Origin of the sequence: Agrobacterium sp., from assembly GCF_032092815.1 — a bacterium.
Classification (GTDB): Bacteria; Pseudomonadota; Alphaproteobacteria; order Rhizobiales; family Rhizobiaceae; genus Agrobacterium.
The window spans coordinates 48287-68622 of sequence record NZ_DAMDBP010000009.1 but is presented as its reverse complement, the minus strand read 5'-3'; the positions used below and the strand labels follow the sequence as shown (position 1 = coordinate 68622).

Annotated in this window: 21 protein-coding genes; 12 read left to right on the top strand and 9 right to left on the bottom strand. The window is 56.1% G+C overall.

The features are described 5' to 3' along the window. The first annotated feature begins 77 nt into the window (after nt 1-77). The 4 genes from RT613_RS07290 (at nt 78) to RT613_RS07275 (ending at nt 4085) form a co-directional block, all read left to right on the top strand. The gene (locus tag RT613_RS07290) at nt 78-713 is read left to right on the top strand and encodes a molecular chaperone (protein WP_313614164.1); all 636 of its coding nucleotides are present in this window, start codon (nt 78-80) and stop codon (nt 711-713) included. 10 nt (nt 714-723) lie between these two features. Continuing rightward, a complete protein-coding gene (locus tag RT613_RS07285) occupies nt 724-981 on the top strand; it encodes a hypothetical protein (RefSeq protein WP_313614163.1) in 258 nt (85 codons plus the stop codon). A 75-nt stretch (nt 982-1056) separates the two neighbouring features. After that, nucleotides 1057-3129: a fimbria/pilus outer membrane usher protein gene (locus tag RT613_RS07280; RefSeq protein ID WP_313614162.1), complete on the top strand. Its 2073-nt coding sequence runs from the start codon at nt 1057-1059 to the stop codon at nt 3127-3129. Next, on the top strand, nt 3126-4085 hold the full coding sequence (locus RT613_RS07275; RefSeq protein WP_313614160.1) for a spore coat protein U domain-containing protein: 960 nt from the start codon (nt 3126-3128) through the stop codon (nt 4083-4085). The genes RT613_RS07280 and RT613_RS07275 overlap by 4 nt, the downstream gene beginning before the upstream one ends. A gap of 9 nt (nt 4086-4094) precedes the next feature. On the opposite strand, the gene RT613_RS07270 is transcribed toward RT613_RS07275, so the two are convergent. Then, entirely contained in the window at nt 4095-5174 is a 1080-nt protein-coding gene (locus RT613_RS07270) for a D-TA family PLP-dependent enzyme (protein WP_313614158.1), read from the bottom strand. Between the two features lie 185 nt (nt 5175-5359). Between RT613_RS07270 and RT613_RS07265 the strand changes: the two genes are divergently transcribed. The 6 genes from RT613_RS07265 to RT613_RS07240 all read left to right on the top strand — a co-directional run bounded on the left by RT613_RS07265 (nt 5360) and on the right by RT613_RS07240 (nt 9624). Further along, the gene (locus RT613_RS07265; protein ID WP_313614156.1) at nt 5360-6202 is read left to right on the top strand and encodes a transporter substrate-binding domain-containing protein; all 843 of its coding nucleotides are present in this window, start codon (nt 5360-5362) and stop codon (nt 6200-6202) included. 74 nt (nt 6203-6276) lie between these two features. Beyond that, the gene (locus tag RT613_RS07260) at nt 6277-6939 is read left to right on the top strand and encodes an amino acid ABC transporter permease (protein ID WP_313614154.1); all 663 of its coding nucleotides are present in this window, start codon (nt 6277-6279) and stop codon (nt 6937-6939) included. 4 nt (nt 6940-6943) lie between these two features. After that, entirely contained in the window at nt 6944-7609 is a 666-nt protein-coding gene (locus RT613_RS07255; protein ID WP_313614152.1) for an amino acid ABC transporter permease, read from the top strand. A gap of 11 nt (nt 7610-7620) precedes the next feature. Beyond that, complete coding sequence (locus tag RT613_RS07250; RefSeq protein ID WP_313614151.1) at nt 7621-8391, top strand: amino acid ABC transporter ATP-binding protein; 771 nt, start codon at nt 7621-7623, stop codon at nt 8389-8391. A gap of 18 nt (nt 8392-8409) precedes the next feature. Then, nucleotides 8410-8799, top strand: a complete 390-nt coding sequence (locus tag RT613_RS07245; protein WP_313614149.1) for a RidA family protein — start codon at nt 8410-8412, stop codon at nt 8797-8799. Nucleotides 8800-8817: 18 nt separating this feature from the next. Beyond that, complete coding sequence (locus RT613_RS07240; RefSeq protein WP_313614147.1) at nt 8818-9624, top strand: IclR family transcriptional regulator; 807 nt, start codon at nt 8818-8820, stop codon at nt 9622-9624. A gap of 15 nt (nt 9625-9639) precedes the next feature. Here RT613_RS07240 and RT613_RS07235 read toward each other — a convergent pair whose 3' ends face one another. Together RT613_RS07235 and RT613_RS07230 are read right to left on the bottom strand one after the other, a co-directional pair. Continuing rightward, nucleotides 9640-9987, bottom strand: a complete 348-nt coding sequence (locus tag RT613_RS07235; RefSeq protein ID WP_313614145.1) for a RidA family protein — start codon at nt 9985-9987, stop codon at nt 9640-9642. A 156-nt stretch (nt 9988-10143) separates the two neighbouring features. Next, nucleotides 10144-11037: a LysR family transcriptional regulator gene (locus tag RT613_RS07230; protein WP_313614143.1), complete on the bottom strand. Its 894-nt coding sequence runs from the start codon at nt 11035-11037 to the stop codon at nt 10144-10146. A gap of 99 nt (nt 11038-11136) precedes the next feature. Between RT613_RS07230 and RT613_RS07225 the strand changes: the two genes are divergently transcribed. Then, nucleotides 11137-12078 carry an AEC family transporter gene (locus tag RT613_RS07225; protein WP_313614141.1) on the top strand — a complete coding sequence of 314 codons (942 nt, stop codon included), beginning with the start codon at nt 11137-11139 and terminating at the stop codon, nt 12076-12078. A gap of 32 nt (nt 12079-12110) precedes the next feature. Here the strand turns inward: RT613_RS07225 and RT613_RS07220 are convergent, their stop codons facing one another. The 5 genes from RT613_RS07220 to RT613_RS07200 form a co-directional block, all read right to left on the bottom strand. Further along, a complete protein-coding gene (locus tag RT613_RS07220; RefSeq protein WP_313614139.1) occupies nt 12111-12821 on the bottom strand; it encodes a ribonuclease activity regulator RraA in 711 nt (236 codons plus the stop codon). Between the two features lie 31 nt (nt 12822-12852). Next, on the bottom strand, nt 12853-14589 hold the full coding sequence (gene araD, locus RT613_RS07215; protein WP_313614137.1) for an L-arabinonate dehydratase: 1737 nt from the start codon (nt 14587-14589) through the stop codon (nt 12853-12855). A 48-nt stretch (nt 14590-14637) separates the two neighbouring features. After that, on the bottom strand, nt 14638-16137 hold the full coding sequence (locus RT613_RS07210) for a tripartite tricarboxylate transporter permease (protein WP_313614135.1): 1500 nt from the start codon (nt 16135-16137) through the stop codon (nt 14638-14640). Between the two features lie 38 nt (nt 16138-16175). Then, nucleotides 16176-16655, bottom strand: coding sequence for a tripartite tricarboxylate transporter TctB family protein (locus tag RT613_RS07205; RefSeq protein WP_313614133.1), 480 nt, complete (start codon nt 16653-16655; stop codon nt 16176-16178). A 66-nt stretch (nt 16656-16721) separates the two neighbouring features. Beyond that, nucleotides 16722-17702 (bottom strand): tripartite tricarboxylate transporter substrate binding protein, encoded by a 981-nt coding sequence (locus RT613_RS07200; protein WP_313614131.1) that lies wholly within the window; start codon nt 17700-17702, stop codon nt 16722-16724. Between the two features lie 239 nt (nt 17703-17941). Between RT613_RS07200 and RT613_RS07195 the strand changes: the two genes are divergently transcribed. After that, entirely contained in the window at nt 17942-18967 is a 1026-nt protein-coding gene (locus tag RT613_RS07195; protein ID WP_313614129.1) for a LacI family DNA-binding transcriptional regulator, read from the top strand. A gap of 10 nt (nt 18968-18977) precedes the next feature. Here the strand turns inward: RT613_RS07195 and RT613_RS07190 are convergent, their stop codons facing one another. Beyond that, on the bottom strand, nt 18978-20150 hold the full coding sequence (locus RT613_RS07190; RefSeq protein WP_313614127.1) for an L-talarate/galactarate dehydratase: 1173 nt from the start codon (nt 20148-20150) through the stop codon (nt 18978-18980). Nucleotides 20151-20336: the final 186 nt, after the last annotated feature.

Here is a 20336-nt window from a genome sequence, read left to right as displayed (position 1 = left end):
TTTTTACTTTAGCGGCTGCGTTAATTGCCGGTTTGTATGTTTCCCCTTCGAACGCTACCTCATTGCGGGTGTCTCCTGTGATCCTTGATCTCAAGGCACCGGCAGCGACATCCAATCTTCGCATCCGAAATGATGCGAAAGCGCCGATCAATGTTCAGGTGCGGATTTTTCGCTGGACCCAGCAAAATGGCGCAGATGTGCTCACGACTGCAGAGGATGTTGTAGCCAGCCCGCCAATAACCCAGCTCAAGCCCGGCGCTGAAAACCTCATTCGCATCGTGCGCCTTTCCAAGACACCTGTCAAAGCGGAGGAAAGCTACCGGGTGATGGTGGATGAACTGCCGCCGCGAAGCAAAGCGCAATCTGGTACGGTCAAACTGGTCGTACGTCATTCAATACCGGTGTTCATCTCACCCGAAAATGCCAACGACGCGCAACCCGCATGGTCTGTGACGCCGAAAGGCAATGCCTATCAGGTCACCGTTTCCAACAAGGGCAGCAAACGGCTGCGCATCGCAAATCTCAAGCTGCTCAGCAGCAATGGGCAAGCGATTGCCCTGCAGCAGGGACTGGTGGGTTATGTACTCGGCAAATCCGGAGCAAGCTGGTTGATACCGGCGACTGGCGGCAAACGAGCCAGCGGCACATTAAAGATTTCTGCAGACAGCGAAGGCGGCCCTGTCAATGCGACGGCGCGCGTCACCGGCGGATAAAATTGCCGTTTTGACGATTGCAGGTCTGGTACTCTTTTCATCGAGCAGTTTGTCCATGGCTGAGGAATTACCTCCTGAAGCCTCACCGACCTCTTTTGCCGCAGAGGAGGTGAAAGAGTTGCAGCTCGAAGTCTACATCAACGATGTCTCGACTGAACTGATCGCCAGATTTCGTCAAAACGGCACCGGCACATTTTTCATCGAGCCGGTTCAATTGAAAAACGTCGGAATTACACCGGTTGAATCTGCTGTTGCTGATGATGGCTAGATCGATATTTCCAAACTGCCTGACGTAACCGCCCGGTATGACGAGGCGAGCCAATCGATCTATTTCACGTTGTCCATGGAGGCGCGGGCCAGCAAGGTTATCGACGTATCCGGCAAGGCCGAACAACAAGAGACCGACGAGCCGAAAGACAAGGCCACAAGCCATTTGGGAGGTCTGGTGAACTACACGCTTTATGGATCATCCGGTGGCAACAGCTGGACGGACATTGCCGAATTCAATGGCTTCTCCGCCTTGCTGGAGGGCCGTGTTTTCGGCCCATTCGGTACCTTGTCATCCTCTCATGTGCTGAGCACGTCCCAGATTGAGCAGTTCGATACCAAACGTCTGGAAACCACATGGAGCTATTCCGATGAAGAGACGCTGACAACGTACCGGGCCGGAGACTTGATCACTGGTGGACTTGCCTGGACACGGCCAACGCGCCTCGGCGGATTGCAGATCCGGCGCAACTTCGATCTGCGACCCGACATCGTGACGATGCCCATGCCGGAATTCAGCGGCTCCGCAGCGGTGCCATCGACGGTCGATGTCTATGTCGACAATGTTCGCCGCCTGTCGCAGGATGTTCCAGAAGGACCGTTTTCCATCACCAACTTGCCCGTGGTCAGCGGCGCGGGCAATGCCAGACTGGTGGTGCGCGATGCACTGGGCCGTGAAACAGTCTCGGAAACACCGTTTTTTGCCTCGTCAGATTTGCTGGCCACAGGGCTGGTTGATTTTTCTGCCGAGCTTGGCTTTGCCCGCAACGACTACGGCATCTCATCGTTCGATTATGACGAGAACCTGATGGGATCGGCAACGCTGCGCTACGGGCTTTCCGACAAGCTCACACTGGAAGGCCATGCCGAAGGCGGTGAAGAATTCTACAATGTCGGCCTTGGCGACGTCTTCACGCTCGGTTCACTGGGGCTTGGAACCGTATCGGGTTCGACCAGCCGTTTTCGGGACGAAAGCGGTTACCAGTTTTCAGCAAGTGTCGAAGCAGAACTGCTTGGCGTGCAGTTGTTTGCGCGCTCGCAGCGCGCTTTTGGCGATTATCGCGACCTGGCGTCTGTTGCTGCAACCAGATCAAAACACGCAACGACACCAGGCATGTTCAACGCACGGCCACCCCGCGCACTGGATCAGATTTCAGCCTCCACCCAGCTCAGTTTCGACAAGACGAGCCTGAATTTTTCCTACACGCAGCTTGAAACCTTCGACGACAGAAAATCCCGGCTGCTCGGCCTTTCTGCAACACGGCAGATTGGTGAAAATGGCAACATCTTCATCACCGCCTACAAGGATTTGGAAGACAAGGGATCCTACGGCATATTCGCCGGGCTTTCCTGGACATTCGGCAACGGCATTTCCAGCTCTGCCGGATTTTCATCCAATGAGGAGGGATATTCCGTCTCAGCGGACATCGCCAAACCCGAACATCAGACGGATGGCAGTTTTGGCTGGCGATTGCGTGGCTCGCGCGGCAACAGCAACGTCGTGTCCGCCTCCGGCAGCTACCGTGGCAGTCTTGCCCGTGTGGCCGCAGGTGTCGACCAGTTTAACGGCAGCACACAGGCCTTTGTGCAAATGGATGGATCGATAGCCCTTGCAGGTGGCGATGTGTTTGTCGGCAACCGGATTGATGACGCCTTTGCCGTCGTTGATGCCGGTGCGCCGGGCGTCGAAATCTCGCTGGAAAATCGCCCAATCGGCCAGACCAATCGCCGTGGCAAGATATTGCTTCCGAACCTCAGGTCCTATGATGCCAACACAATCACGCTTGATCCAAGCAATCTCCCGGTTGATGCCCATATCGAAAGAACGAAACAGACCGTCATTCCAACCGAGGGCGGCGGCGCTGTCGTTGATTTCAAGGTGAAAACCGGTGGGCGTGTCGCATTACTGACCTTGAAGGACGAAAACGGCGAGGTTGTCGAAACCGGATCGACAGGCACGATCGACGGCAACGAGGAGAACAGTTTCGTGGTGGGCTATGACGGGCAGGCCTACCTTGAAAATGTCAGCGACAAACACCGCCTGCTCATTATGCAGCCCACGAGAGGTGACTGCGAAGCACAGCTTGTTCTGGGACCATCTGCGGAAACACGCACCACCCTTGAAGCCACATGCAGGAGCGTTCAATGATGAATTTGCGCCGTGCAGCCCTTGCGATTGCCGCTTTCCTGTTTGCCTTTCCAGTGTTGGCACAAACCTGCACCTTCACCATGACAGACATGAATTTCGGCTTCGTCAATCTGGCAAGCGGCAGCGCGGTGGACACAACGGCAACACTGAACGTGACCTGCACAAACCCGTTGGCGCAGGGTCTATCGGTGCGCATATGCCCCAACATCAATGCAGGCAGCGGTGGGCAATCCAGCGGCATCCGACGCATGCTTCAGGGCAGCAACATACTGAATTACCAATTGTACCAGAATGCCGGGCGAACGACCTCCTGGGGATCCACCACGCAGCCTGCGCTTGGCTCACCACCACCGATCGATCTTCTATTGCCAATCCTTCCACCACTGCTGGGAACCGCCAGCCGCACCGTTTACGGCCGGATTCTGGCGTCGCAGGCTTCTGCGGCCAGAGGCATCTACCTCTCCAGTTTTGCAGGTGCCCAGACCAGCTTCACCTACACAACCTACACATTGCTGGCGCCAAATTGCGCAGATGTGACCCAAAACCCCACTCTGGTACCATTCAATGTCACGGCGGCGGTGGAACCAACCTGTCTGGTGTCTGCGCAGCCAATCAATTTCGGCAATCAGGGTGTGCTCAGCAACGCGGTGGATGCCACAGGAACAATCACCCTGACCTGCACCGCCAATCTTGCCTATAGCATTGCCCTCAATGGCGGCTTGACCGGCAGTCCACCAGCAGCCCGCCAGATGGTCTTGGGAGGTTCCTCAATTCTCTATGGGCTTTATCGGGATGCAGCGCGATCCAATGTCTGGGGAAGTACAGCCGGACAGGTGGTGACTGGCACGGGAAGCGGGGCATCGCAAAATGTGACCGTATATGGTCGCGTCCCGGCGCAACCGACGCCGGCACCGGGCAATTACACCGATACCGTCGTCGTCACCGTCAGTTATTAGCAGGCTGGATCAGACGATCTTGCCGCGGGCCGCAACGGGCCATTTTTCAACACCGTTCAGACCGGCACCGGTCACGAAAACCGCATCGACAAGATTGGTCACCACGCAAGCGTGGTTTGGCACAATCCTGATCTTTTGGCCGACGGAAAGATTGATGTCTCCGCTGCTGACCAGACGGCCATGTTCTTCGGACAACTGGTCGATGGTAATGTCATCACGACCCAGCACATGGCCATATCCGGCCAGACCCAACAGGTCAGAGGTCAGCGCCTTGGAACCGGCATCGATGATGGCGCGGTTTGGTGCAGGCACCGACACAACGGTGGCAAGCACATTCAACGCGCAATCATCCCAACCGCATACACCACGCGCAACCAGCGACCGGTCATTATAGACATAGGTGCCTGGACGATATTCCGTTGTTACCGGTGCATCGGCGGCATGCATCATCGAAGGTGTACCGCCGGAGGTAATAACAGGAACATCGATACCCCTTGCTTCGATACGCGCCTTGGCATCTGCCATGAAACGTTCAACGCCCGCCTCACCACCGGCTGGCGGGTAAGTCATCAAACCGCCAAACACCAAACCTGGCGCAGCGTGAATATGCGCGGCCAGTTGCTCTGCAGCCTCGGGTGAAAGAACACCACAACGGTTTGCACCGGTATCGCATTCGACAAGAACGGCGAGTGGCTGGGCTTCATCGTGAAATGCAGCAGAAAGCCCATCCACGATAGCCACACTGTCTGCGACCACCGACAGTTTCACCTTGCGAGCCAGCGCCTTGAGGTGCTCGGCCTTTTCTGCCCCAATGATGTTGTAGGTGATCAGCACGTCAGTGATCTCAGTACTTCCTGCAATCATCGCTTCCGCTTCCGACACCTTCTGGCAGGTCACACCGATCGCACCGGCAGCAAGCTGCATCTCGGCAACAGCCGGCAGCTTGTGCGTTTTGATATGCGGTCGAACACGCAATCCATGGCTATCCGCATAGGACTGGAAACGCTCGATATTGGCCTTGGCGATATCAAGGTCAATCAGAACGGCTGGGGTGTTGGCGAGGTCGATATCATCAGGTGAGAAGGGCATAAGTTCCTCAATGTTAACGAAAACTGTCATGCCGCAAAATGTGTCACTTTGCGGCGCTGCACCAATTATCGGCTATACCTATTGACAATACATCTCCGATGATACTTCATATGTCAATCCAATAAAACAGACACATGTCCGATATATTGGAATACAAAGAAGCGCTCAGTTCATAGGGGAACGCCATGACCATTTCTTTCCGCACCGGCATCATGTCGCTGGTCGCCGCCACCTTCCTGTCCACCACCCCGGTTCTCGCCGACGGCAGCAAGCTTGATGAAGTTCTTGCGCGTGGCCACCTCGTTCTCGGCACTGGCAGCACCAATGCGCCTTGGCACTTCAAGAGCGCCGACGACAAGCTGCAGGGTTTCGACGTTGATATGGGCCGCATCGTCGCCAAGGCGCTGTTTGGTGACCCGGACAAGATCGAATATGTCAACCAGTCGTCTGACGCCCGCATTCCAAACATCACCACCAACAAGGTGGACCTGACCTGCCAGTTCATGACGGTAACCGGCGAACGCGCCCAGCAGATCGCCTTCACCATTCCTTATTACCGTGAAGGCGTGGGCCTCATGCTGAAGGCTGACGGCAAATATGCCGATTACGAAGCCCTGAAGGCGGCCGGTTCTTCCGTCACCATCTCGGTGCTGCAGAACGTCTACGCTGAAGCCATGGTTCATGCGGCTCTGCCGGAAGCCAATGTTGACCAGTACGAATCCGTCGACCTGATCTATCAGGCACTGGAATCCGGCCGCTCCGACGCCGCTGCCACCGACCAGTCTTCGCTTGCCTGGTACATGACCCAGAACCAGGGTCGCTATAAGGATGCCGGTTACGGCTGGAACCCACAGACCTATGCCTGCGGCGTCAAGCGTGGTGACCAGGATTGGCTGAACTTCGTCAACACTGCCCTGCATGAAGCCATGACCGGTGTGGAATTCGACTTCTACGCACAGTCCTACAAGACATGGTTCGGCAAGGAACTGGCTCCGCCACAGATCGGCTTCCCGGTCGAATACAAGTAAGCCGCAGGCTTTCTCATACGGACGAAGGGTAGTGCCCTTCGTCCTTCCCACTTCTACTATGGCAGGATGACGCCATGGGCTATTCGCTCAATTTTGCCGCCGTATGGCGCAGCTTCGACCAGCTTCTTGAAGGTCTGCTGCTCAGCCTCGGCCTTGCTTTCGTTTCCATTCTGATCGGTGCGCTGATCGGCCTGCTTGTCGCCTTCGCACTGACGTCGAAGAGCGGTTGGGTCAGGGCGCCGGCCGCGACCTATGTCACGATCATCCGCAACCTGCCCATTCTGGTGCTGGTGCTGTTTGCCTATTTCGCACTTCCTCAGCTTGGTGTGCGGCTTGGCAAGATCGAAAGTTTCATTGCCGTTCTGGCAATCTATTCCGGTGCCTATCTGGCCGAGGTATTTCGCGCAGGTCTCTTGTCCATCCCGCGTGGACTGACCGAAGCCGGTCTCGCCATCGGCCTGACGCCAATGCAAATCCGCGTATCGATCATTGCGCCGCTGATGTTCCGCAACGTGCTGCCCTCCTTGTCGTCGACGATCATTTCGCTGTTCAAGGACACATCGCTTGCCGCAGCAATCGCCGTGCCGGAACTGACCTTCGAAGCGCGCAAGATCAATGTGGAGACATTCCGCATTGTCGAAACCTGGATCGTCGCATCCGGTCTTTACGTCACCACCTGCTTTGTGCTCGCCGCGCTGATGCGTGCTGTCGAGCGGCGCCTGGCTGTTCCGAGGTAGTGCCATGATGGATTTTTCCACTTTCTTCGATCAGGTCTGGCTGGCCCGTTACGTCATCCTCAAGGGGCTCGGTGTCACCGTATCGATCTCGCTTCTGGCCATCCTCGCCGGTTCGGTGCTGGGTGTTCTGGTTGGTCTGTCGCTTGTCTATGGCAATCGCGTGCTGCGCTTTTTCGTGCGTGCCTACACCGATTTCATCCGTGGCACGCCGGTCCTGGTGCTGGTTCTGGCCAGTTATTACGTTCTGTCGGCCGTGGGTATCGAGCTTGGTCCGTTCCAGGCCGGTGTCTTCGCACTTGCGATTTTCTGTTCCTCCCATGTCGGCGAGATTGTCCGTGGCGGCCTGCAGGCCATTCCCAAGGGCCAGACGGAAGCTGCCAAGGCCATTGGCCTGACATTCAACCAGACCTTTGCCTATGTGCTCTGGCCGCAGGCGCTCCGGCAGTTCCTGCCAGCCTGGGTCAACACAGCCGCCGAGATGGTCAAGGCCTCGACCCTGCTGTCGGTCATCGGTGTCGCTGAGCTTCTGCTGCGCACACAGGAAATCATCTCCCGCAATTTCATGAGCCTGCAATTTTATTTCTTCGCCGGGCTTCTCTATTTCGTCATCAACTACAGCATCGAGCGCTTCGGAAAATACGTCGAGCGCAAGACCGCTGTCCCGTCCTGAGGCTGCATCTCATGAGCAAGGTACTTCTCGAAATTCAGGGTCTGCGAAAGCAATATGGTCCGGTCGAAGTCTTGAAAGGCGTCGATACCACCATGCGTGAAGGTGAGGTGATCTCGATCATCGGTTCTTCCGGCTCCGGCAAGACAACGATGCTTCGTTGCATCAACATGCTGGAGGAATTCCAGGGCGGCCATATCCGGCTGGGCGGCGAAGAAATCGGCTACGAATATTCCGGCACAACCCGCAAGCGCAAAAGCGAAAAGGAAATTGCCCGCCAGCGCGCCATGACGGGTATGGCCTTCCAGCAGTTCAACCTTTTCCCGCACATGACCGCTCTGCAAAACGTCATGCTGGGCCTGATCAAGGTCAAGAAAATGAGCCGCGACGAGGCCCGCGCCATTGGTGAAAAATGGCTGGATCGCGTCGGTCTTGGTTCACGTGGCGGCCATTATCCCGGCCAGCTCTCAGGCGGCCAGCAGCAACGTGTTGCCATTGCCCGCGCCATCGCCATGTCACCACAATTGATGTTGTTTGACGAAGTGACCTCGGCACTCGACCCAGAACTTGTCGGCGAGGTGCTGCAAGTGATCAAGGGGCTGGCGGCCGACGGCATGAGCATGCTGCTCGTGACCCATGAAATGCGCTTCGCCTATGAAGTGTCCAGCCGGGTGATTTTCATGAATCAGGGCGTCATCTGCGAAGAAGGCGATCCGAAAGAAATGTTCATCAAGCCGAAAACCGAACGGCTTGCCGAATTCCTCAAGACATCCAGCTTCAACTAAAAGAAAAGAGAGAATGCAATGACTATCAAGCGTTACGGTGCGGGTGAAACCGGTGCAGGCGGACAGCCCCTTCCCTTCGCCCGGGCTGTTGAAGCCAATGGCTGGCTGCATGTTTCCGGCCAGGTGCCGATGGAAAATGGTGAAATCGTCCGCGGCGGAATTGTCGCCGAGACCCGCAAGGCAATCGAAAATCTGATTGCCATCCTGCATGAGGCCGGTTACGGCGTGGAAGACGTGGTCCGTGTTGGCGTCTGGCTTGACGATCCGCGCGACTTCTGGAGCTTCAACGGCGTTTACGCAGAATACTTCGGCGCCAACCCACCAGCACGCGCTTGTGTTCAGTCAAGTATGATGGTCGATTGCAAGGTAGAAGTCGACTGCATTGCTTACCGGGCCGACCGCGCCTGACAAGATTTGGAGAACAGCATGACCGAGGCGGCAGCCGATACGGTATCGCGACGCACAAGGGGACTGGATCGCGCTTTCGAGATCCTCGAGTTTCTGCGCGTGAAGCGGCAACCCATGCGGCCAAACGAGATCGCCTCGGAAATCGGCGCACCACGCTCGTCAGTCTATGAGCTGATCAACCTGCTGCTGCGCCACGGCATGCTTGACTATGAAGGAGAGGATGGCCGCGTTTATCTCGGCCGTCGCCTCTATTTCCTCGGCACAGCCTATGCCGAACAGTTCGACCTGATGCGTGAATGTGACCGCATGCTGGTGCGTCTGGCGGAAGAAACCCGCGAGACAGCGCAGATGTGTCTGCTCGAAGGCCGCAAATATACTGTGGCCATGATGCGCGAGGGCATTCGCCCGTTCCGCATTTCGTCCAATGTCGGTGAACTGGTTTCCATCGTCTGGACCGCGTCTGGCCGTCTGCTTGTCTCGCATCTGAGCGATCAGCAGATCCTTGATCTGATCCCCCCGGAAGACTTCGTTCTGCCCAATGGCCGACGCATGGACCCGGCTGAATTCATTGCCCAGGTCCGTCAGGCCAGCCATGACGGCTTTTTCACCTTCAACAGTGAAGTGGAAAATTTCACCCACTGCTTTGCGGTACCGATCTTCCAGGCCGACGGCGCTTGCATTGCCACCCTGTGCCTGGTCGCGCCGCGCGAAGACGGGTTGCGCAACCGCACCGCCTATCTCGAAAGCCTTTTGAAAGCCGCCAACGAGATTTCCGAGAAACTCGGTTTTCATAACGGGCGAACCCAGGTGACCATCGCTGGGTAAGCCCTTGATCGTCGCTTATTTCGCAGCGATTGCCGTCATCTCGACGAGGAAATCAGGATAAGCGAGACGTGCTTCGACCGTTGCACGCGCCGGCGCATGCCCTTTTGAAACCCAGGCATCCCAGGCTTCATTCATCTCATCAAAGCCGGACATGTCAGCCAGATAGATATTGACGCTGACCAGATTGTCCTTGGTAACACCGGCCTTGGCCAACGTGTCTTCCATATCCAAAAGCACCTCTTCCGTCTGGATCTTCACGGACTGACCTCTGGTCTTCTCCGCCACATGGCCGGACAGGAAAATCAGGTTTCCAACAACAACCGCATCGCTCCAGCGGTCCGTCAGACCAATTCTTTCAATCATAACAAGCTCCTTTTCGCGAACATTCGACAAGCAATTCATCCGGTTTTGCCGAAGGCACCACTCATAAAAGAGTGGCGACGATATGCAAAGCCAATCAGGCTCTTATCAAGGATATCCGCTTGTTAAGCCGGCTCAGTTTCATGGGAGAGCTGCCCTTCAACTTTTCTCCCCACCAGCCATCTGGGTGGCTGCGATGTCGAACAGATGCGCTACGGCGGGATTATCGACCGAGGCCGGCGCGCATAGAACGACATCAAATTCCGGAGCATTTTCCAGCGGCCGCGAAACGACAGTCTCGCCAAGCTCCCGGCAGAGAGATTGCGGGATCAGGCCTACACCCAATCCCTCTGCAACGAGACGAATGATCGTGTGCTGCAGATGGGGCTCGAACGCAAAATTCGGTACAACACCGGCAGTGGCGCAATAGATGCCGATCGCTGTTCTTAGAGTTGGCGCAACAGAGGCCGGTGCGGTTATCAGCCGTTCACTTGCCAGATTCTGCGGCCGGATCGACACGCAGCGCTCAAAGCGATGCCCCGCAGGAGCAATCAATTGCAAACGATCCCGTGCCAGCGACATCACGCGCAGATGCGGCGCATGGATAGGGCGGAAGGTCACTGCCACATCAAGCCTGCCCTCGGTCAATAGTCGATCAATATCGGTTGGAATACGCTCTTCGAGGATCAAGCGAATATCGGGCCGTGATTGCGAATAAAGTCTGACCAGCGACGGCACCACGCCATGGGCCGCGTGCATCATGAAGGCCAGTCGCAGCTCGCCTTTCATGCCGCTTGCAACAAGTCGCACATCGCGGCACGCCGCATCAAAACCGGCAAGGATGGTGCGGCAATCCTCCAGAAAATGTTTGCCCGCCGGGGTCAAGGCAACATTGCGGGAGTTTCTTTCAAACAATGTCACCCCAAGCGTCTTTTCAATCGACGCAATCTGCCGGCTGAACGGCGGTTGGCTCATGTTCATGCGTGCCGCCGCCCGACCAAAATGCAGGGTTTCGGCAAGCGCCATGAAATACTGCATATGGCGAGTGTCCATTCGATACCTTCAATGCATCAATTACTGATTTGAATGACATTGGATTATATCGATTGATCGGCGTAAGCCAAGCTCGACATTTCCCCGAGCCCCAAAACCATGCTAGCCAATCTTCTCATCGTCGCACCTGTATTCGCCCTGATCCTTGCCGGATGGATCGCCCGTAAAAGCGGCGCACTCGGCCCAAACGCGACCCGCGAAATCAACCGTCTTGTTGTTTATCTTGCACTGCCAACTCTGCTGTTCGACATCATGGCCAACGCCAAGATAGAGGAGATATGGCAACCGCATTTTACCCTGGCTTTTGCACTGGGTTGCGCCATCATCTTTGGCGCCACACTGGCCTGGCGCTTGGCGAAAGGCCAAGCCTTGCCCGATGCGGTTATTGACGGATTGAATGCCAGCTACGCAAACACAGGTTTTATCGGCTTTCCGCTGATCCTGTCGCTGATCGGCGAAACCGGCATGGCACCAACGCTGATTGCAACGATCATCACCGTTTGTGTTCTGTTTGCCATCGCGCTTGTGCTGATCGAAAGCGGACTTCAATCCGGAACACAACGCAGTAAGATCGCCGCAAAAACCGCGCTATCGCTGGCCAAAAATCCTCTGCTGATTTCACCTGTATTAGGCGCTGTCGTGCTGATGAGCGGCTGGCATATGCCAGAAACCGTCCATACCTTCCTGAAACTGCTTGGCGGCGCTGCATCGCCCTGCGCCCTCATCACGCTTGGGCTTTTTCTGGCGGGTATGCAACCGACCGAAAAACGCGAACATTTTTCGACCACCGGCATTCTCGTCACCCTGAAACTGGTCATCCAGCCCGCAATAACCTGGATCATTGCGGGCCTGATAATTGGGCTGCCACCGGTTGCCACGCACACAGCCGTTTTGCTGGCAGCGCTTCCAACCGGCACCGGCCCCTTCATGCTGGCAGAGTTTTATAACCGGGAGGCCAATCTCACCGGACGGGTGGTCCTGCTGTCGACGGTGTTTTCCATCGCGACCATTTCTGCCTGTCTTGCCCTCCTGACCGGTTAACCGAAACACAGGCCATCATCAAAGGCCGCGACTTACCGCCCGTTTGTCTTTCTCCATTCGGCAAACAGTGCCAGATTGCTCTCATCTGTTGCCGGGTAAAGACCGATGATCGTGTGGCCTGCCTTGACCCGTTCCGTAACGAAATCTTCATAGGCCGTCATCTCGACAGCCTCATCGGCAATCTCGTCAGCAATTTCAGCCGGAATAACGATGACACTGTCGTCGTCGCCCACCATGATATCTCCGGGGAAAACAGCCACGTCCCCGCAGCCGATCGGCACATTGATATCGATCGCTTCATGCAGTGTCAGGTTGGTCGGGCTGGATGGTCTGTTGTGATAGGCCGGCATATCCAGTTCACCAATGGTCATCGCATCGCGAAAGCCGCCATCGGTCACCACCCCTGCACCACCACGCACCATCAAGCGGGTGATCAAGATATCACCGGCAGAGGCAGCACGGGCATCCTTGCGGCTGTCCATCACCAGCACTGCCCCCTCTGGGCAGGTCTCGATGGCATGACGTTGCGGATGTTTCGGATCACGGAAAACCGACATCGGATTGCGGTCTTCACGGGCCGGCATGTAGCGCAACGTAAAGGCTGGCCCCACCATGTTACGACCCTTGGCCCGCACCGGGCGCACATCCTGGATCGTCTGGTTTTTCAGGCCACGTTTGTAGAGCGCCGAGCACAAAGTTGCGACGGATACGCCCATCAGTTTTTCACGGGTTGCCGGGTTCATGGGATCCTCATTTGAAAACAATAAAGCTCGATCAATTGATGACAGGTTCGGAGACCTTGGCGCCGAATTCGGTTTTCAGGAAATCGAAGTCGCACCCCTTGTCTGCCTGTTCGATATGTTTGGTGAACATGAAACCATAACCGCGCTCATACCGCGGCTCCGGGGCAATCCATGCCGCGCGACGGGCCTCAAGCTCCTCCGATGACACCAGCATGTTGAGGCTGCGGGCCGGAATATCGAGCTCCACGATATCGCCGGTTCGCAACAAGGCGAGCGGCCCGCCAATAAAAGCCTCAGGTGAGGCATGCAGAACGCAGGCACCAAAGCTGGTGCCTGACATGCGCGCATCCGAAATACGCACCATGTCCCGCAAACCCAGTTTAAGCAGTGCCTTTGGCATGGGGATCATGCCCCATTCCGGCATGCCCGGCCCGCCCTGTGGTCCGGCATTGCGCAACACAAGCACGGTGTCTGGCGTCAGTGGATAGTCCGGATCATCAATGATCTTCTTCAAGTCAGGATAACTGTCTGCCACCAAGGCCGGGCCTCTGTGCCGGTGAAATTTGACATCACAGGCCGCCGGTTTGATCACAGCGCCATCCGGGCAAAGATTGCCCTTCAAAACCGCAAGTGAACCCTCGTGATAAACAGGGTTGGACAGCGGACGAATAACGTCCTCGTTCCAGATCTTGACCGCATCCAGTCCCTCCACCAAGGGTCTGCCGGTCACACATATCGCGTTCGGATCAAGTTTGTCGCCGAGCTGTTTCATCAAGGCGCGCAGACCACCAGCGTAAAAGAAATCCTCCATCAGATAGGCGCTGCCGGAGGGGCGAATATTGGCAATGACCGGGGTGGTGCGGCCGATGCGGTCCAGATCATCCAGCTCCAGCGGCACGCCCGCACGCCTTGCCATGGCAATCAGGTGAATGATGGCATTGGTCGAACAGCCGGTTGCCATGGCAACCGTTACGGCATTGTCCACCGCAGCAGGGGTGATGATCTTGTCGGGCGTCAGGTCTTCCCAGACCATATCGACGATGCGGCGTCCGCAGCTGGCAGACATGCGCTGGTGGTTGGCATCAGCTGCCGGAATGGACGATGCACCGGGAAGTGTCAGACCCATCGCTTCGGCGATTGCCGTCATGGTCGATGCCGTACCCATGGTCATGCAGTGACCATAACTGCGCGCAATACCGCCTTCGATACCTTGCCATTCCTCCTTGGAAATCGTGCCAGCGCGCCGCTCATCCCAGTATTTGAAACCATCCGTACCGGAGCCCAGTGCTTTGCCCGCATAGTTGCCGCGCAACATCGGTCCGGCTGGCAAATAGATAAAGGGAATGCCCATCGACACCGCCCCCATCACAAGGCCTGGTGTGGTCTTGTCGCACCCGCCCATCAGAACGGCACCATCAATGGGATGCGAGCGCAACAGCTCTTCGGTCTCCATCGCCAGCATGTTGCGGTATAACATCGTGGTCGGCTTGACGAAGTTTTCAGACAGGGAAAGCGCTGGCAATTCCATCGGGAACCCGCCCGATTGCAACACGCCGCGCTTGACCCACTCCACCCGTTCACGAAAATGCATGTGACAGGGCTGGGCATCCGACCATGTATTGATGATCGCGATGATCGGGCGGCCTTCCCAATCCTCCGGTGCATATCCCATCTGCATGGTTCGCGATCGGTGCCCGAAAGATCGCTGATCGTCCGGCATCATCCAGCGTGCCGAGCGCAGTTCTTCATAGGTTTTTCTGCCTGCCATTTCAAACTCCCGTGCCAGATGGCACCCAAGCTGGATCGGAACGATCCGTTATTCTGTAAATGCCTCTTCGCGTTTGCGGCTGATGCTGGGCGAGACGACCAGCGCCAGCACGACCACCGCAAAAATCAACAGGCACAGGCTGAGCGGACTGCGCACAAAAATCGTCGGGTCACCATGGCTGATCAGCATGGCGCGGCGTAGGTTTTCCTCCAGCATTGGCCCAAGAATGAACCCTAGAAGCAGCGGTGCCGGTTCAAACCGCATCTTGCTGAGGGCAAGGCCAATCACGCTGAAGGCAGCCATGACGAACACGTCAAAAACACTGTTGTTGATGCTGTAGGCTCCGATGCAACAGAAACCGATGATGGCTGGAAACAACACATGATACGGCACCGTTAGCATGCGTACCCAAAGGCCGATCAGCGGTAGGTTGAGGATGACCAGCATCAGATTGCCCGACCACATCGACACGATCATGCCCCAGAACAGCGCCGGTTCATCCGAAATCACATTCGGACCGGGTGTGATTCCCTGAATGATCATTGCACCCACCATCAACGCCATTACCGGATTTCCCGGAATGCCAAGCGTCAGCATCGGGATGAAAGAGGTCTGCGCTCCGGCATTGTTGGCAGATTCAGGGGCCGCCACACCCTCAATCGCACCCTTGCCGAATTCGGCCTTGTTGGGAGAAATCCGCTTTTCCACGGCGTAAGAGGCAAAGGATGCGAGCATGGCACCACCACCTGGCAACACGCCGAGGAATGACCCAAGCGCCGTACCCCGCAACACCGGTGCGCAGATCCGCCGGAAATCTTCTCTCGACAGCATCAGTCCCGTCACGCGTTTGACGCCAACCGAACGTTCCTGCTCGTTTTCAAGATTACGCAGGATTTCGCAAATGCCGAAGATACCCATGCTGACGGCAACGAAGTTCAGACCGTCATAAAGTTCAGGGATACCGAAGATGTAACGCGGTGTGCCACTTTCGACATCAGTTCCGATGGTGCCGAGAATGAGGCCGAAGAGGATCATCGCAAAGGCCTTGAGCAACGAACCGCTGGCCAGCGCAACCGAGGCCACAAGCCCGAGCACCATTAATGAGAAATATTCAGCCGGTCCGAATTTGAGCGCAACGGATGCCAGCGGTGGCGCGGCCACGGCAAGCAGGACTGTGGCCACAGTACCGGCAAAAAACGAACCAAGTGCAGCAGTTGCAAGCGCTGCACCGGCCCGCCCCTGGCGCGCCATCTGGTAACCGTCAATGGCCGCCACCACAGATGAGCTTTCACCCGGCAGGTTGATCAGAACAGCGGTTGTCGAACCGCCATATTGCGCACCATAGAAAATACCGGCCAGCATGATGAGCGCGGATTCCGGCGGCAGACCGAAGGTGATCGGCAAAAGCATGGCGATGGTCGCAGTCGGCCCAAGTCCGGGCAACACGCCAATCGCCGTGCCGAGAAGACAACCGATGAAACCATAAAACAGGTTCATCGGCATGAAAGCAGTCGAGGCACCGAGCCAAAGGTTTGAAAAGATATCCATGTGTAATCCAATCCGGTTGCGCGGCTGGCTGGCAAGGCTTAGAAAAAGCTTGTGCTGAAGGGGATCCAGGGGCCGAAGGCGCTAACGGGAAGCGACAGCAGCTTTGTAAAAAGCAGCACCGAACAGACCGCCAGAAACAGACCCAGAAAGATAGAATGACGCCAATTGGCATAACGGCTTGCGGTTGCCACCCAGACGATCAACAGGAACATTGTGGGCGCAAGACCAAGGCCTGAAAGGGCCAGACCAAAACCGATTGGCGCTGCGATGACCAGACCATAGGCCTTCCAGTTCCAGGCCTCGGGTTCATCATCCTCACTCCCGACCATCAATGACTGACCGATAATGAGGACGCCAAGTCCCATCAAAAGCAGGCTCAACATTTTCGGGAAATAACCCGGGCCCATCTGAAAGGAATTGCCGGTTTCCAGATCCCGACCGAACCAGATGAAAAGAAGACCGGTCACAATCATCGTCACGCCGCCAAAAAAGTCGCGGCTGTTTCTTATCTTCAGCATGGATGATACTCGCGTGTGGAAGATATGCCGACCGGAGATGACATGATGTCCGGCCGGCAGATGACATCACTGCAGCGGCACGTTGGCAGCCTTGATCACCTCCGCCCACTTCGTTGTTTCAGCGTCGATGAAAGCCTGGAATTCGGCTGGTGTGTTGCCAACTGGTGTTACACCCATGGCCTCCAGCTTGGCCTTCATTGCCGGGTCAGCGATAATGGCCTGAACTTCCTTGCTCAGTTTCTCGACGATTTCCGGTGGGGTACCGGGAGGGGCAAACAGGCCGTGCCAGGAAGTTGCCTCAAAGCCGGGAATGACGCTTGCCATGGTCGGCACGTCAGGCAGCAGGTTTGCCTTTTCAAGGCTTGTCACGGCCAGCGCCTTGACCTTACCCGCTTTCACTTGCTGGGCAGCGGTCGGGATATTGTCGAACATCATGTCCACATGGCCGGCAACCACATCGAGAATGGCTTGGCTGCTGCCCTTGTAGGGCACATGGGTGATTTTGATATCAGCCTTTGTGGCCAGAAGTTCGCCAGCAAGATGAATGGATGTACCAACACCCGACGACGCATAGGTATGCTTACCGGGTTCACTCTTCAGGAACGCAATCAACTCCTCAACGGTATTGGCCTTGATCTTGTCAGGATTGACCACCAGCACATTGGGCAGGCTGGCGATCTGTGAAATCGGTGCAAATCCCTTTTCCTTGTCATAGGGCAAGGTTTTGTACAGCGTCTGGTTGATGGCGTTGGAACTGACCGTTCCCATACCGATCGTGTAACCATCCGGCTTCGCCCTTGCCAGATCGCCAAGGCCGATATTGCCACCGGCACCCGGCTTGTTTTCAACGATAAAGCGCTGTCCCAGCCTCTTGTCCAGCTCTTCAGCCACAAGGCGGCCAAATGTATCTGTGTTGCCGCCAGCCGCAAAGGGAACAAGCACAGTTACTGTTTTGGATGGATAGTCATCAGCATGGCTTGGCTGCATTCCAACTGCGCAAATAGCAGCTGTTACAGCCGCGAACGTCATGAAACGTTTGAGCTTCATAATATTTCCTCCACTTTTCTGGCCTCCCGCCAGCATTAAGGTCCACCCTTCGAAATCCTCCCCCGAAGAAATGGAAGCGCTTTCATTATAGATTCAAAATCACGGTTCGCAACCAAGGTTGGATATTTTTTAAAAAAAGTAAAATCAGTACTTTACATCTCAAACCACAAAAAAAATCATACAGACACTTGATTACATCAAAAATGAAAGCGTAAATCATTTTAACAGGAATGGTTACGATGGCCGAATACGAAAAGACGAAACATGTCACCTCAAGCGGACCGGTGACGCTTGCCGACATCGCAAAACTGGCTGGCGTGTCGCCTGTCACGGTATCTCGTGCAATCAACACACCAAACCTGGTCAAACCGAAGACATTGGAAGCGATAGAGCGCGTTATTGCCAAGACCGGTTACGTTCCCAATCTCCTGGCCGGTGGGCTCGCCTCACGGCGGACACGGCTGATTGCCGCCATCGTCCCGTCAGTTGCCAGCACCATTTTCGCCGAGACCATAGAAGGTCTCAATGCCGAACTCGTTTCTGCGGGATACCAGCTTCTGCTGGGTCTTTCCGGTTATGATGCCAGCCGGGAACTGGAACTGACCCGCGCCATTTTGGCCCGTCGCCCCGATGGCATCATCCTGACCGGCATCACCCACCTCAAGGAAACCCGTGCCATGCTGACGGGTGCCGGTTTGCCAATTGTCGAAATCTGGGATTCAACGCCCTCACCGCTCGATACCGCAGTGGGCTTTTCACATGCGGCCGTTGGCGCATTGGTGGCAGACCATCTGCTGATCAGAGGGTATGATCGTTACGCGCAGGTTGGCGCCAACGACCCGCGCGCCGTTCAGCGCCGCGACGGCTTCGTCAACCGCCTCAAGGGAATCGCCGATGTTGAATTGCCTGAGCTGGAAATGAACTCACCCTCCACCTTCCGCGACGGACGGCTTGCAATGGCGCAGCTTCTTGATCGCGGAGAAGGAACACTTGGCGTCTTCTGCTCGTCCGACGTGGTGGCACATGGCGCACTGGCAGAAGCCCATGCGCGTGGTTGCAGCATGCCGGACAAACTTGCCATTGTCGGTTTCGGTGATTTTGACTTTGCACCGCATACGCATCCGCCATTAACAACAGTGCGCATTGATCGTCGCGATATCGGCACCAAGGCCGCCAGCTCGATCTTGCAAAAGATCGAGGGCGACAAATCGGTGGATGCGATGATCAACATTGATTTCCACATCGTCGCACGCGGAACGGCCTGAAACCCTTGACTTATGGCCGTTTGCCGAATTCTGCGGTGGCCCGTGTCCAGTGCGTAGCCTGTTCAGACAGCGTGACACCAAGACCTGGACGGGTCGGCACCAGCATGCGGCCGTTCCTGATATCCAGCCGTTCATTGAACAGCGGATCAAGCCAGTCAAAATGCTCGACCCAAGGCTCCAGCTCGTAGGCAGCCGCCAGATGCAGGTGAATCTCCATGGCAAAATGCGGCGCAAGTTGCAGTTTTTTGGCTTCGGCCAGCGCGCAGATTTTCAGGAACTGCGTGATACCGCCAACACGCGGCGCATCCGGCTGGATGAAATCAACTGCGTTGTTCTGGATGAGGGCAATATGCTCAAGAACGCTGGCCAGCATTTCACCGGTGGCGATTGGCGTATCCAGATGTGCAGCAAGTGCCGCATGCCCTTCCACGTCATAGGCATCCAGCGGCTCTTCGATCCATGTCAGATTATAGGGCTCCATCAGGCGACCAAAGCGCATGGCGCTCGGTCGGTCCCACTGCTGGTTGGCGTCCACCATCATTGCAGCGCGCCCGCCAATTCGTTCATGCACAGCAGCAACCCGCTTCAAGTCGGCCACCATATCAGGCTGGCCAACCTTGATCTTGATGCCGCCAATGCCGGCGGCGATCGCCGCCTCGACATTGTCGAGAACTTCCTCGATCGGTGATGACAGAAAACCACCTGACGTGTTGTAGCACTGGACGGAATCGCGATGCGCACCCAGCAGCTTTGCCAGCGGCAAACCGGCTCGTTTGGCTTTCAGGTCCCATAGTGCCACGTCAAAGGCAGCAATCGCCTGCACCGCCAGACCGCTTCGCCCGACAGAGGCACCGGCCCAACACAGCTTGTTCCAGAGTTTGCCGATATCATTGGGGTCTTCGCCAAGAAGCACATTGGCGATTTCCTTGGCGTGCTCATATTGGCCCGGGCCGCCAGCACGTTTGGAATAACTGAAACCAATGCCGCTATGGCCCTGTTTGGTTTCGATTTCAGCAAACAGAAATGCCACTTCGGTCAAGGGTTTCTGTCTGCCTGTCAGAACCTTGGCGTCGCTGATCGCGCCTTTGAGTGGCAGGAAAATGGATGAAAGCCTGATCCAGGCAATACTGTCTGCACCAGTGCCTCGCTGCAGATGATCGTTTTTTGCCGAATAGGTATCCATCGTCTCCGCCTCTTGATGTTCAGCCCGTATCGGGCAGCTCCTGCCTTGACTGATAGCGTCACTATCAATTTAAGTCCAAGTTGATTATTGTTGAATATCTATACCGGAATTGAATAGATGCTGGATTTAGGACAGGTTCGATCCTTTGTTGTTGTCGCTTCCGAGCTGAATTTCAGCCGGGCGGCC